The sequence below is a fragment of the Chryseobacterium sp. D764 genome (genome assembly GCF_019317325.1).
In the GTDB taxonomy this organism is placed as follows: Bacteria; Bacteroidota; Bacteroidia; order Flavobacteriales; family Weeksellaceae; genus Chryseobacterium.
In genome coordinates this window covers 4873454-4888033 of the sequence record NZ_CP079219.1, presented here as the reverse complement: position 1 = coordinate 4888033, position 14580 = coordinate 4873454, and the positions used below count along the sequence as shown (strand labels likewise).

The following is a 14580-nucleotide window of genomic DNA, read 5'->3' as shown; positions in this document are numbered from 1 at the left end:
AAAGTAAAAAAAACATGCCAACCATAATAAAAAAGGTGTATTTAAAAAACACTCCCCCAATAATGAATACGGATATATTCAATTTAAACAGGTAAAATTCTCTTTTAAACAATAGAAAAAATCAAATGCAGTGATCACAGTCTATGATTAACTTAAAATTCAATAATTTTGTTTCAAAGAAAACAATCATATGAAGAAGATTTTAATTGCTTTGATTTTACTGGCCAGCCCATTTAGCTGGGCTCAGTTTACCAATTTCAATATCATCAAGGAAGCACAGGTAAAAAATAAAGGTGTTGTAGTATCTGCACATCCGTTAGCCAGTGAAGCTGGAGCCAAAATCTTAAAGATGGGCGGAAATGCCTATGATGCCGTTACAGCAACACAATATGCCCTTGCTGTAGTGTATCCTCAGGCCGGAAACATTGGTGGTGGCGGGTTTTTAGTAGGCGTAAAAAATAATGGGGAAAAATTCACATTGGACTACAGGGAAACTGCTCCGAAAAAGGCCTTCAGAGATATGTACATTGATAAAAAAGGGAAAGCAGATACAGATCTTTCCCAAAACGGAAGACTGGCAGTGGGTATTCCCGGAAGTGTAGCGGGGTTTTTTGCTACCCTGAAATACTGCAAACTGCCTATGGAAAAGATTATCCAGCCTGCCATTGATCTTGCGGAAAAAGGATTTGCTATTACCGACAAGGAAGCAGAAATGCTGAATAACCAAAGGGAAAAATTCCAGAAACATAATAAATCTTCTATCATTTTCGTAAAAGATGTTCCATGGAAAGCGGGAGATTTATTGATCCAGAAAGACCTGGCCGAAACTTTGAAATTGATTCAAAAATCGGGGGCAAAAGGCTTTTATGAGGGGAAAACAGCTGATCTTCTGGTTGCTGAAATGAAAAGAGGTAACGGAATCATCACATTGGAAGATCTTAAGAATTATAAGGTTGCAGAGAGAAAAGCTCTTGAATTTGAATACAAAGGAAGTAATGTGGTAACCATGCCTTTACCTTCAAGCGGCGGAGTTCTTCTGGCTCAAATGCTGAGAATGGCAAGTTTTGAAAACCTTGAAAAATACCAGCAAAACTCTACAAAAGCAGTTCAGATCATGACTGAGGCAGAGCGAAGAGCTTTTGCAGACAGAGCAGAATATATGGGAGATCCGGATTTTATTCAGGATAAAACTTCTTACCTGATCTCTGATGACTATCTGAAAGGAAGATGGAAAAGCTTCAGTTTTGATAAAGCAACTCCAAGTGCAGAGGTTGGCAAAATCATAGAACAGCCTAAAGAATCTATGCAGACTACTCATATTTCCGTATTGGATAAGGATGGAAATGCTGCTTCTGTAACCACAACTCTTAACGGTTATTATGGAAGTAAAGTATTGGTTTCAGGAGCAGGATTCTTTTTAAATAATGAAATGGATGATTTCTCTATCAAACCGGGTGTACCAAACATGTTCGGAGCAGTAGGCGGAGAAGCCAATTCGATCCAGCCTAACAAGAGAATGCTTTCTTCCATGACCCCAACTATACTCCTTAAGAATGGAAAACCTTATATGGTAGTGGGAACTCCCGGAGGAACAACGATCCCAACCTCGGTATATCAGTCTATTGTGAATGTTGTGGATTTTAAACTGAACGCAAATATGTCAGTGAATACACCAAAATTCCATCACCAGTGGCTTCCGGAAACTATTACGGTAGAAAATAATTTTCCTGAAAGCACAATTTCGGAGCTGAAAAGCAAAAATTATGTCATTGAAAAGATCAAATACATCGGAAAAACAGAAATGATTGTTATTGATGAAAACGGAAGCATCCATGCAGTGGCAGACGGCCGCGGAGATGACTCTGTTGCAGTGGAATAAATATCATCTGTCAATATTATAATACAGCTCCGGCTTCATTCTAAAAGGCTTTGCCTTTTAGAATGAAGCCGGAGCTTTTTACTGATCAATCTACTGCTGCAGATCTTTTCAATGACTTTTGTCATGTTTTCAGATAAATTTTCTTAATTTTCGCCCTTAAAAAAACAAAACGACTGTTCTTTGAAAGCAAAAAAAATATACAATCAGCTTTATTTCCAGGTGATTATAGCGATAGTTGCCGGTATTCTTCTTGGAAAATTTCATCCCGAATTGGGAGAAAAAATGAAACCTCTTGGAGATGGATTCATCAAATTGGTGAAAATGATTATTGCCCCGGTAATTTTCATTACGCTTACTTTGGGAATCGCCCATATGACCGATTTGAAAAAAGTAGGCCGGATTGCCATAAAAGCAATGATCTATTTCTTTACATTTTCAACTCTTGCGCTTATCATCGGATTATTGGTAGGAAATATCTTACAGCCGGGCCATGGTTTAAACATTGATCCTGCTACTCTCTCAGGTGATGTTTCACAATACCAGGCAAAAGCTCATGAATCAACGCTTACAGGATTCATTATGAATATTATTCCGGAGACTTTATTCAGTCCTTTGGTGGGTGATAATATTCTTCAGGTTCTTTTGGTTGCTATTTTAATGGGAGTGGCTTTGGTTTTAACAAAAGAAAAAAGCCAGAAAGTAACCGATTTTTTACAGGATCTATCAACTCCGGTATTTAAAATCGTTCATATGCTTATGAAACTGGCACCCATCGGAGCATTCGGGGCTATGGCGTTTACTATCGGAAAGTACGGACTTCACTCGGTTATAAATCTTATTTTTTTGGTCGGCACATTTTACATCACTTCTGCTCTTTTTGTGGTGTTGGTGTTAGGAGCGGTAGCATGGTATAACGGATTTAACATTTTCAAGTTTCTTTTTTACCTTAAAGAAGAACTTCTTCTTGTTTTGGGAACCAGCTCTTCAGAGTCTGCTCTTCCGGGAATCATGGAAAAACTTGAAAAAGCGGGCTGTTCGAGAGCTATTGTAGGTCTTGTAGTGCCTACAGGATATTCTTTCAATCTTGATGGAACCAATATTTATATGACACTTGCCTCTCTGTTTATCGCACAGGCATTAAACATCCATCTTCCTATTGAAAAACAGCTGATGCTTCTTCTGGTAGCCATGTTAAGCTCAAAAGGAGCAGCTGGCGTTACCGGTGCCGGATTTGTAACACTGGCAGCAACCCTGGCTGTAGTTCCTGAAATTCCAATTGCCGGAATGACATTAATCCTTGGGATCGATAAATTCATGAGTGAGTGCAGAGCGCTGACGAATGTAATCGGGAATTCTGTAGCTACTGTAGTGGTCGCCAACTGGGAAAAACAGCTTGATAAAAAACAGCTTCAATATTGTCTGGACCATCCGGCTGAAGTTGAGAAAAAGCTGGAAGTGTAGATAGGTAGCAGATGGCAGACTTCAGGTTGCAGGAATTGGATGACGTCAATAGTGAATGTTGCTGCGCAAGTGAATGGTGAATTTTAATAGACAGTTAAGATGGCAGAACCAGGAACCAAGACTAAAGATATTCAGGCAAAAAACGGAAATAACTTCCAATCAAGAAGCAACAATAAAAAACCAGCTGCCAGCAATTCTAAATCAAAATACTCAGACTCGCTGGCTGTACTTTAACATGAACTGGTGATTTAATTTTATTGAATTCACCGTCCAGATGCCAGTTTTTGGTATTGACTTTAAATGATATTTCGGAAACCGGGAGATAAGTGACATATTCATCATCTTTCAGTCTTTTGGTGAACATTCTGAAAGCAAACAGCGCAGAATAGGTCAGAGGAAACTTTTTCACCAAAACCATATCCACCAAACCATCACTTTTGCTTGCTTTTGGAGCAATGTAAGCGTTGTTTCCAAACTGGCGGGTATTGGCAATATTCATCATCAGATACCTTCCGTTATACTGCTGATATTCTTCGTCAAAAAACTTCACCTTGATGGGTTTGTAGTTGAAGAAGGTTTTTAAGGAAACTTTGATATAATTTTTGAATCCACGGGTTGTTTTTTCAAATTCCTTGACAACTTTACCGTCAAATCCTGTTCCTGAAACATTGATGGAGAGCCTGTCATTCACCGTAAAAGTATCAATCTTCCTGGAGTTTTTGGTTCTTATTTTTTCTAAAAGTTCATCCAGATTTTTACTGAACTGGGTTTCATTGGAAAATCCGTTTCCTGAACCAGCCGGAAAAATAGCCAGAATTTTTTCTGTATTAATCAGATTTTTGGCTACGGTAGAAATTGTACCATCCCCTCCTATTGCCACAAAAATATCTACTTCTTCAAAATGAGACTGAATAAACTCATCTGTTCCAGGAATAGATTCTGATACATAATACAACGGGTTGTTAACCTTTGTTTTAAGTTCGTTCAAAAACGGCTGATAGTTTTTTTTGGCCGAAAAAGGGTTGATAATAAAAGCTACTTTTTCCATTACCGCAAAATTAAAAAATGCTTCCTGATCTGGAAGCATTAATTTACTTAATTTTCATTCTTTCTTTAAATTCTGCATTTAAGGTTCCTTTAAGGTCTTCCCATGAAACAGGAATGGTGATATCTCCTGCTGCAAAAGCGGCAATTTCGTAAGGGCTGTAATGGAAATACAGATTTTTATCATCAAAATAGAAGTTATCGGATGCTGGAATTTTCTCAACTAGCAGCATTTCCGAGTTTTTCACTTCTCCGTCACCATCCATTGTTCCACTGTTGATTTTGTCGATATTTTTCATCAGAATTGCTTCAATTTTATTCTTAGGCATTGAAGTAATATCTTTCAGTTCTAATTTTTTACTGTTTTTAAGATCAAAAACTCTTTCTGAAAAACCATAATTATCATGTGCCCCCCCTTCATATCCGCTTCCTACATACTGAATATGCATATAATTGTTTGCATTGGAAATCAGATTCATATGTGAGCTTGAATACCAATTCTGAGCATAGGTAACATCTGAAACCCAATCTTTATTATCATTTTTCATAGAACTGAAATAATCATTCTTTTCTTTATCAAGATAAGCCTGAAGGCCTGCTTTGGAAAAGTCTTTGATTTTTTCATTCTGGAAATAGATACTGTCTAATAGCTTTTTATCTTTCAATGATGGAAAAACCAACAGTTTTGAAGTGTAGCTCACTTTTAAAGAGTCTGTAATCTTTGTAGAATCATTCACTTTCACAGAGTCTACCACAAATCCTTCAGTGGTTTTATTTTCAGTTTTTTCTACTGGCCCTGCCTTTTCATTTTTTTTACAGGCAGTCACTGCTAAGAAAGAAGATAATGCTATAACAGCAATCGTATTTTTCATAATTCTAATTTTTGATATCAAATACAAAAACCATTCAAAAGATGAATGGTTTTTGAAAAAACTTTATTTTTTTTATAAATCTTGCTTAAGTTTTCTTAAATATTACTTTTTAACAAGGCTTATTACCTGATTTTCAAACTTAGATGCTACTCCCCAGATTTGTTTAAATGCAGGATAATATTCTTTCGGATAATCTGAACTGCTAACTTTCGTTGTGGTAGTCACTTCCAGCTTATTTCCTTTTTGTTCTACAGAATAGGTATAGGCTATTTCTTTATCTTCGGTAACGATCCTTTTTTCTTTAGGCATTTCCTCAATTACATAACCTTCAGGAATTTCAAGAGTGATTTTTTTCACTTTGGTGATAGGCGATCCAAAATCGATGGGATACTGTCTGACTTCCGTTTGGTCAAACTCATTGGAACTTTTGTTTAAAAATAGCATCGGATTGATGATCATTTTCTTTCCTACTCTGTCAATAAGGTTCATTGAAGAGAATTTCATGCTGCTTTCAAAATCTCCATTTTCCAACACTTTTGAATTAATATCCGTAAAGTCCATAGAAAAGTTTTCTTTATACTGCTTTTTATATTTTTCTGCATTATCATCATAGCTGTCTTTCACATACATGGCATAGGCACCTGTATCTCTGTCTGAATAGGTTCCGGAAATACTTCCGTCATCATTAATCTTACCATTGACTGTAAGGAAAGTATTGCTTGATTTCACATTGGACATTTGAATCTGCAGAGCCTTTTCTTTAGTTACCAAAATCCCATATTGATTCCAGTTTTTAAGAGGAATTTCATCCAGAGAGGATTGCTTTGAGGTAGCATCATAAATATGCAGTTGCTTATCAATATTGATCGCAGCCAATACAAAATTCATATTGGAAATATTGGGAGACACCAGATTAATCAATCCGTTTTCCACGGTAGAAATTACCAGCGGATCAGCCTTAAGCCCGGCTTCGCGAAGCATCATTACCAGAAAAAGGTTGATTTCTGCTGCATTTCCAACTTTAGTTTCCAACAATTTTTTGATACCATCTTCTGTATAAATTCCTTTATCTTTATTCCAGGTAAAAGTTTTCTGAACATATGAAAAAATAGCATTTGCCTTTTCAAGATCGGTTTTCATTTCTGAAACTCCTGCCGGCATGTTTTCTTTTGCCAGTTTTGTTCTTTTCAGTTCTCCTCCAAAATCGTCACTTTCATAAAGTCTTTTCCCAATCTGATCCCATGATGATGAATAGAGTTTAAGCTCACCGAAATTAGTAGAGTTGAGCTCTGCACTGATTTTCGTTCTGAAGTTCCTGTCATTTCTTACAAATTTTTCAGTTTTAAAGCCTTTCAGGTTTTCATAAGCAAATCTAAAGGTTTTGTATTGGGCACCGTACAGATTCCTTTCCTCCATTTCCCTGTATTTAGGTGAAAGCCCTCCAGTATAGTTTACATTGTAAGACATATTGATAGGAGTATCAAAAACATATTCTGTATTCAGTGAAGGAGTATCAGATTCTATCAATACCTCTGGAATCATAAATCGGAACGGAGATACAATTTCATACTGATATTCTAAGACTGATCCATTTTTTACACTCGGAAAAGCAAATTTTGTCAGGGTAACATATTTATTCTCCTTACTTCTATATTGTGAACTTTTTTCCACTTTCACCGGAACTGTGTTTCCGTTTTCAAGATTGTATGTAAAAGCCTTGAACTTACCCAATGATTCTCTGTTGGTTCCAACATTATAAATAGGGATTTCAAGATTCAGCCAGTCTTCAGCCTTATCTTTATCATAAATCTTAACTCTATAATAATATCTTTTATGCAGATTTCCTGTGTTTGCATCCACCATAAAATAAGCAGATTTATACAAAATTTCAGCAGGAGCATTTTCATCTAATAAAGATTTAGCTTTAGACAAATCTGCATCGTTAAATTTCGGAGGATTCAGAAATTCGTATTTCTTCTGAGCATTAATCATTATTGCATTGGCAGAGCAAAGGACCAATACTATTAGTTTTTTCATGGTTATATTTTTGTTATTAAAATTTTTGAATTATCCATGTTCAGAATTTTTTTTCTGAAATTGATGTAGTCATTGTATTTTTCTTTTGGGTACAGACCTTTATTGATCTGCATTTTTCTTGTTACTTTTATCTGATTATCATTTTTTACAAAGCTTAGCTTATAGGAACCAAATTCAGAAGTGATGTTTGAATTATCCGGAGTTTCATCAATTTTATAGCCCATAGGAAGAATAAAAGCAATTTCATATTCATCTTCAAAGGACATATTGACTTCAAAAGGAAGTTCACGGTTCTCATCTGTCTTATAAACAACATCAGAAAAAATGGGTACAGATCTGAATAAAAGGCTGTTTCCTGCTTTTTTAGAAAAATTATTGGTCTTAAAATCAAGGTCATATGTAATAACAGCCTTGTCTCTGTCATTGGTAAAGTTTTTCATTTCCACTTTTTCAAAGTTTAAAATGTCAAAGTTTGCTTTTACCGCGTCATTTTTCTCTTTTGGATTGAGATTTACGAACCTTAAATTATAATCATATTGATTTCCCGTGTAGAAAAAATTGCCTGCCCCAGTAATACTGTTATCCTCGTTAAGGTTAATTTTCAACACCTGTTTTTCCTTATTTTGTTCGGCTTTATACACAGGCGTATTGATCAATTCAATTCCTTTTGGGGTTACTGCCAGTACATTTCTATCCGTTGTACTGTAGCTCAAATGGTTAAAAGCCATCTGTTGTGAAGTGTTTTCAAGCCAGATATTTCCTTTTTCAGTCGGAACCATCAGGATAACGTGGTTACCACCCATAGAAGGAAATTCAGGATCAAAGGAAACCTGAGAACGGCCGGAAGTAATGATACAATAATTGGAAGGAATCCCTGCTTCATTCAGAAGAACTTTCATATAATTCGTAAGTCCCTTACAGTCTCCATAACCTTTTTTCTGAACCTCATCCGGCATCATAGGCTGCCAGCCCCCTATTCCTAAAGCCACAGCAATATATCTGCTTTTGTTCTGCATGTACTGATAAATTTTCTTCACCTTATCTTCCACAGATCCCTGGAGTTGTAAAGATGCCACTTCAGCCTTGATTGAAGGAGTAGAAGCTGAAACGGGTATCAGAAGATCATTATAAATCCAGGTTCCGAAATCTGTCCAGTTATTTAAAGTCCCCTGTTTTCCTGCCAAACTGAATTTTGCCAATGCAAAGTTTACTGCAGGCAAGATTTTAACAGGCTGCGGTATCATAAAAGCATCGTCTATAGCAGGTACGTTTTTATATGAATAGGTTTTATCATTTGCACTGCCGCTTTCTATAACAGAAGCATAATTGTATTTTGATGGGTAGACCTTAGAGCGAAGTTCAATTCCTGAAGTATTAATGATTTTAAACTGTGCTTCTTCCAGTGATGTTTTGATAGAAGTAAATGGCACAAAATCAGGGATGAAAACTGTGTTTTCGTCATCAGTTTCATAAGAAAAGTCAACGGTATAAGGATACTGAGCCGGTGTATACGAATATACCAAGACTCTGTTATCAGAATAAAAGATCCCCTGAGGATTGTTTGCTATATCCTGAAAATCAGACTTTGAAACACTTTTAATCTTTTTTCCGGCTTCATCATAAATGGTTACTTTTATATTTGAAATACGTCTTTGCTTATCATAAGGAATATAGGCTGTAGCCTGATCATTACCGTCTTTGTTTAAAACCGTAGTAACTGTATTATGCTGATATTTTATCTGATCAACTTTATTGATCTGAACCGTTGTAAAATCTTTTCGTATAACAGCATTAGCATTTTTCTTTAAATTCTCAGGAATAGCAGAAGCAGGATAGCTTTGTGCAAAATATAATGAGGCAACAGAGAACGCCCCAAGAACTAATATTTTCATCATAGTTATTAAAATTAAGCAAAAATAAGAAAATCTTAATAACTGTTAAAAAAAATATAAAAGGCTTCAACATTGTGAAGCCTTAACCTAATACTTAAAAAGTACTTTTTTAAATGTACTTATAAGGATATGAACACATTATCAACTTTTCATTATTATATTCTGAAAAGTTAAAACAGAATATTTATACTTATTCTAGATATTTATTCTGTGCCATGAAGTGGTAAACTCCATATTGTCTGCGTTTCAAATTTAAAATAAATTATGATTCATATAATTCAAAATCTGTAGAATTAATAATAAACAGAAGTACAATTAATTCTACAATAAAAAAAAAGACCTCATTTCTGAAGTCTTTATGTTTTTACATTTTCTTTTTAATCATTTGGAACCAGTTTACTATCATACTGATCACTTCCAAGTCCCAGTACAGGAATAAAGATAAATCCGAAAAGGAGAATCAGAATAGTGTACAGAGGAGTTTCTTTGGCAAAACCTTTAGCAAGTCTGTCATATACAACCCAAAATGCATAGATATTTACCAACGGAATAAAGAAAAGAATGATCCACCATATTGGTTTTTTCACTATTTCCAGCAATACTATTGAATTATAAATCGGGATAAAAGCGGCCCAGGCATCTTGTCTTCCTGCCTTCTGAAAGATTTTGTACATGCAATATCCATAGAATATATAGCATAATAGACCGAAGAACATTGTTCCGAGTCCTAATCCTGCAGCGGCTGCACCAGACACTGCATCTGCCCCATTATAAGGGTCTGTTTGTAAAAGAGTTAACATATTATTGTTTTTTTGGTTTGTCCAAATATAAAAAAAGCTTCTAAATAATTAGAAGCTTTTTTTATTATATTTTTAAAAACGTTTATGCATCAATTTTTGCATATTTCGCATTTTTCTCGATAAACTCTCTTCTCGGCGGAACCTCATCTCCCATTAACATTGAGAAAACACTGTCTGCTTCCACTGCATTATCAATAGTTACCTGTTTCAGAATTCTGTGTTCAGGATTCAGGGTTGTTTCCCAAAGCTGTTCAGGGTTCATTTCCCCAAGACCTTTGTAACGTTGTACTTCTACCCCTTTTCCGTCTGGAGACATTTCTAAAGTAAACTCTTCACGTTCTTTTTCATTGTATGCATACACTTTTTTATTACCTCTCTTTAACAGGTATAAAGGCGGTTGAGCAATATAAATATATCCGTTCTCAATAAGTTCCTTCATATATCTGAAGAAGAAAGTAAGAATCAGAGTAGAGATGTGAGAACCATCGATATCAGCATCGGTCATAATCACAACTTTATGATATCTAAGCTTCGCCATATTCAAAGCTTTGCTATCTTCTTCAGTACCTACAGATACTCCAAGAGCGGTATAGATATTTCTGATTTCCTCGTTGTCATATACTTTATGAAGCATAGATTTCTCTACGTTCAAAATTTTACCTCTTAAAGGAAGAATAGCCTGGAAGTGTCTGTCTCTTCCCTGTTTAGCTGTTCCACCTGCGGAATCTCCCTCTACAAGGAAAAGTTCAGATTCAGCCGGGTCTTTGGATGAACAGTCAGAAAGTTTTCCGGGAAGACCAGAACCTCCCATCGGAGATTTTCTCTGAACCATTTCACGGGCTTTTTTCGCAGCTTGTCTTGCTTTGGCAGCTAAAACAACTTTTTGAACGATTATCTTCGCTTCATTAGGATTTTCTTCCAGGAAGTTTGTAAGCATTTCCCCTACAATCTTATCAACAGCACCAGAAACTTCAGAGTTTCCTAATTTTGTTTTGGTCTGCCCTTCAAACTGAGGCTCCATTACTTTTACAGAAATTACAGCTGTTAATCCTTCACGGAAGTCATCACCCGTAATTTCTACTTTTTCTTTTGCAGGAAGTCCCAATTCATCTGCGTATTTCTTTAAAGTTCTTGTTAAAGCTCTTCTGAAACCTGCAAGGTGAGTACCTCCTTCGTGGGTATTAATATTATTAACATAAGAGTGAAGATTTTCGTTGAATGACGTATTATAACGCATCGCCACCTCAACAGGAATATCATCTCTTTCGCCTTCCATGAAAATCACATGTTCCATAATAGATTCACGGCTACCATCGATATAAGCAACAAATTCTTTCAATCCTCCCTGAGAATGAAAAATTTCTGAACGGAAAGAACCATCTTCCAGTTTTTCTCTTTCATCAGTAAGTGTAATTGTAATTCCTTTATTAAGGTAAGAAAGTTCTCTTAAACGGCTTGCTAATGTATCATAGTTGTAAATCAGTTCCGTAAAAATGGTATCATCCGGCTGGAAAAACTGCTTTGTTCCTCTTTTATCACTATGTCCGATCTCCTCAACCTGAGTCTGTGCTTTTCCTTTAGAATAGATTTGTTGATAAACATTCCCGTCTCTGTAAACAGTAGTAACCATTTCATTGGAAAGTGCATTCACACATGATACCCCAACTCCGTGAAGACCTCCTGAAACTTTGTAAGAGTCTTTATCAAACTTACCTCCGGCTCCAATTTTTGTCATTACAACTTCAAGGGCTGATTTCTGCTCTTTTTCGTGGAAATCAACCGGGATACCTCTACCGTTATCACTTACTTCAATTCCGTTTCCTTCCTTGATGCTAACGAAGATTGTGTCGCAGTATCCTGCCAATGCCTCGTCAATAGAGTTATCTACTACTTCATAAACCAAATGGTGAAGACCTCTTGTTCCTACATCACCAATGTACATTGAAGGACGCATACGAACGTGCTCCATTCCTTCCAATGCCTGAATACTACTAGCTGTATATTGTTTTTGACTCATATTAAATATTAAAAATCTTGCTCTATGCAAAGACTTACAAATATCGTGATTTTTTTCGAGGTATGAAAGTTAAAAAGTGTCAAAAAAATGTAGAGTTTTCTTATTGAAAACATAAGGAACAGCAATTCATAAAAGAATCAAAATTAATTGGTATTCCTGAAATATCAACTGTTGTAAATCATACTCAACATCAATAATTTATGCGTAAATTTATTTACTGAAAAGTTGATATTATGGATGATTTTATTGCTGCCCGTGCCCAGATGGCACTTTCTCTGGGCTTTCATATCATATTCTCCTGTGTGGGTATGGTGATGCCTTTTCTTATGGCTTTTGCCCATTGGAAATACCTAAAAACCAATAATGAAGTTTATAAAGGTCTTACAAAGGCATGGAGTAAAGGAGTAGCCATCCTTTTTGCTACCGGAGCTGTTTCAGGAACAATGCTTTCTTTTGAGCTGGGGCTTTTATGGCCTGGTTTTATGAAACATGCCGGCCCTATTTTCGGAATGCCTTTTTCACTTGAGGGAACCGCCTTTTTCATAGAAGCTATCGCCATCGGGTTCTTTTTATATGGCTGGGAAAAATTCAACAAATGGTTTCACTGGTTCTGCGGATTTCTTGTAGGAGTAAGCGGACTTGCTTCCGGAATTCTGGTAGTGGCAGCCAACTCATGGATGAATTCTCCAACAGGTTTTGATTATATTAATGGACAGTATCTTAATATAGATCCTATCAAAGCGATGTTCAATGATGCATGGTTTCCGCAGGCTCTTCACATGACTGTTGCTGCATTTTGTGCCACAGGGTTTGCCGTAGCCGGAGTTCATGCCTTTATGATCATGCGAAAAAGAAATATTGAATTTCATACCAAAGCATTTAGAATTGCAGTAGGTTTCGCCCTTATCGGAGCATTCGGAGCACCTTTAAGCGGTGATGTTGCGGCAAAATCAGTAGCGGAAAGGCAACCGATAAAACTGGCTGCTATGGAAGCTCATTTTGAAACTGAAAAAGGAGCTTCATTTATCATCGGGGGAATTCCTGATGAAGAAAAAGAAGAAGTAAAATACGCTGTGAAAATCCCGAAGGTTTTAAGTTTCCTGGTGAGTAATGATTTCAATGCTGAAGTAAAGGGTCTTAAAGATTTTCCGAGAGATGAATGGCCTCCGATTGCAGTTGTTCATTATGCTTTTCAGATCATGATCTTTTTCGGAGTGGTCATGATTGGTATTGGAGTTATTTATTTATATTCTTTTTTCTTCAGAAAAGAATGGCTGAGTAAAAACTGGCTGTTAAAGACCTTCTTAATAGCAACACCTTTTGGATATATTGCGCTGGAAGCGGGATGGACAGTAACAGAAGTGGGAAGACAGCCATGGATCATTTATGGGGTCATGAAAACAATAGATGCGGTAACCCCAATGCCTGGAATACAGTATTCATTCTATTTCTTTACGGCAATTTTCATATCATTATCAATGATTCTTATCTTTCTTTTAAGAAGACAGATTCAAATGGTACCGAAACTTTACGATCCTACCGACCCTCAGTTTAACGATAAAAACAAAAAATCATGATCTACGTTGTTATAGGTTTTCTCTGGCTTTCCATCTGTCTTTATATTATTCTGGGAGGGGCAGATTTCGGAGCTGGTATTGTAGAACTTTTCACCAATAAAAAAGCCAGACATAAGACCCATGAAATCATGTATGAGTCTATTGCTCCTGTATGGGAAGCCAATCATATGTGGCTGATCATCGCGATTGTAATTCTTTTTGTAGGATTCCCCGAAATCTATACCACGATGTCTACCTATCTTCATATTCCTTTGGTATTGATGCTTGTAGGTATTATTGCAAGAGGGACAGCATTCACCTTCAGACATTATGATGCCGTGAAAGATAACTGGCAGGTTTTATATACCCAGATTTTCTACTATGCGAGTCTTTTAACGCCTTTCTTTTTAGGCTTAATTGCCGCTGCAACGGTTTCCCACTCTATCAATCCTGATGCGGTAACTTTTGTGGATTTATATATTTTCAGCTGGCTGAACTGGTTTGGAGTTTCTGTAGGCCTGTTCACTGTTGCATTGTGTGCCTATCTTGCTTCTATCTTTTCATTAAGAGAAACCCGTGATAAAGTGGACCTTTTACTGATGATAAGAAAGTCCAAGCAGACCATGATCTTTGTGGTGATTACGGGAATATTGGTATTTGTGACCGCGTATATTTCAGATATTCCCCTTTTAATGTGGGTATTTTCCAAGCCTTTGGGAATTATGGCGATCGCTTTTGCTACCATTGCCCTATTGCTTATTTTAAGAGCGCTGAACCGACAAAAACTGCTTCCGGTACGTGCTTTGGCAGGATTTCAAATGGTCATGATTTTAGTAGCTGCAACGTATCAGCATAATCCGAATATTATTTTATTAGGAAACGGACAGCATCTTTCATTATTGGAACATATGGCTCCCGAAAAAACCATTGCCGCACTGGGATGGGCTTTGATGCTCGGCTCTTTATTTATTCTTCCGTTTTTATTTTATCTGATGGCTTCTTTCAGTAAGCTGAGAAAATAG

10 protein-coding genes are annotated in these 14580 nt (G+C 36.4%); 4 read left to right on the top strand and 6 right to left on the bottom strand.

Annotated features, from left to right (window positions below):
• The first annotated feature begins 190 nt into the window (after positions 1-190).
• Both ggt and KYG33_RS22205 read left to right on the top strand, forming a co-directional pair.
• Positions 191-1879 (top strand): gamma-glutamyltransferase, encoded by a 1689-nt coding sequence (gene ggt / locus KYG33_RS22210; RefSeq protein ID WP_219072436.1) that lies wholly within the window; start codon positions 191-193, stop codon positions 1877-1879.
• Between the two features lie 180 nt (positions 1880-2059).
• Complete coding sequence (locus tag KYG33_RS22205; protein WP_077415104.1) at positions 2060-3340, top strand: dicarboxylate/amino acid:cation symporter; 1281 nt, start codon at positions 2060-2062, stop codon at positions 3338-3340.
• Between the two features lie 196 nt (positions 3341-3536).
• On the opposite strand, the gene KYG33_RS22200 is transcribed toward KYG33_RS22205, so the two are convergent.
• The 6 genes from KYG33_RS22200 to gyrB form a co-directional block, all read right to left on the bottom strand.
• On the bottom strand, positions 3537-4427 hold the full coding sequence (locus KYG33_RS22200; protein ID WP_410493587.1) for a diacylglycerol/lipid kinase family protein: 891 nt from the start codon (positions 4425-4427) through the stop codon (positions 3537-3539).
• Positions 4428-4431: 4 nt separating this feature from the next.
• A complete protein-coding gene (locus KYG33_RS22195; RefSeq protein WP_077415106.1) occupies positions 4432-5256 on the bottom strand; it encodes an RsiV family protein in 825 nt (274 codons plus the stop codon).
• A gap of 102 nt (positions 5257-5358) precedes the next feature.
• The gene (locus tag KYG33_RS22190; RefSeq protein WP_077415108.1) at positions 5359-7293 is read right to left on the bottom strand and encodes a DUF3857 domain-containing protein; all 1935 of its coding nucleotides are present in this window, start codon (positions 7291-7293) and stop codon (positions 5359-5361) included.
• 2 nt (positions 7294-7295) lie between these two features.
• Positions 7296-9188 carry a DUF3857 domain-containing protein gene (locus KYG33_RS22185; RefSeq protein WP_219072435.1) on the bottom strand — a complete coding sequence of 631 codons (1893 nt, stop codon included), beginning with the start codon at positions 9186-9188 and terminating at the stop codon, positions 7296-7298.
• A 374-nt stretch (positions 9189-9562) separates the two neighbouring features.
• A complete protein-coding gene (locus KYG33_RS22180) occupies positions 9563-9985 on the bottom strand; it encodes a DUF5684 domain-containing protein (RefSeq protein WP_077415112.1) in 423 nt (140 codons plus the stop codon).
• Between the two features lie 82 nt (positions 9986-10067).
• Positions 10068-12002, bottom strand: coding sequence for a DNA topoisomerase (ATP-hydrolyzing) subunit B (gene gyrB / locus KYG33_RS22175; protein ID WP_077415114.1), 1935 nt, complete (start codon positions 12000-12002; stop codon positions 10068-10070).
• A 233-nt stretch (positions 12003-12235) separates the two neighbouring features.
• Between gyrB and KYG33_RS22170 the strand changes: the two genes are divergently transcribed.
• On the top strand, positions 12236-13579 hold the full coding sequence (locus KYG33_RS22170; protein WP_077415116.1) for a cytochrome ubiquinol oxidase subunit I: 1344 nt from the start codon (positions 12236-12238) through the stop codon (positions 13577-13579).
• The gene (locus KYG33_RS22165; RefSeq protein ID WP_047383360.1) at positions 13576-14580 is read left to right on the top strand and encodes a cytochrome d ubiquinol oxidase subunit II; all 1005 of its coding nucleotides are present in this window, start codon (positions 13576-13578) and stop codon (positions 14578-14580) included. Before KYG33_RS22170 ends, KYG33_RS22165 begins: the two co-directional genes overlap by 4 nt.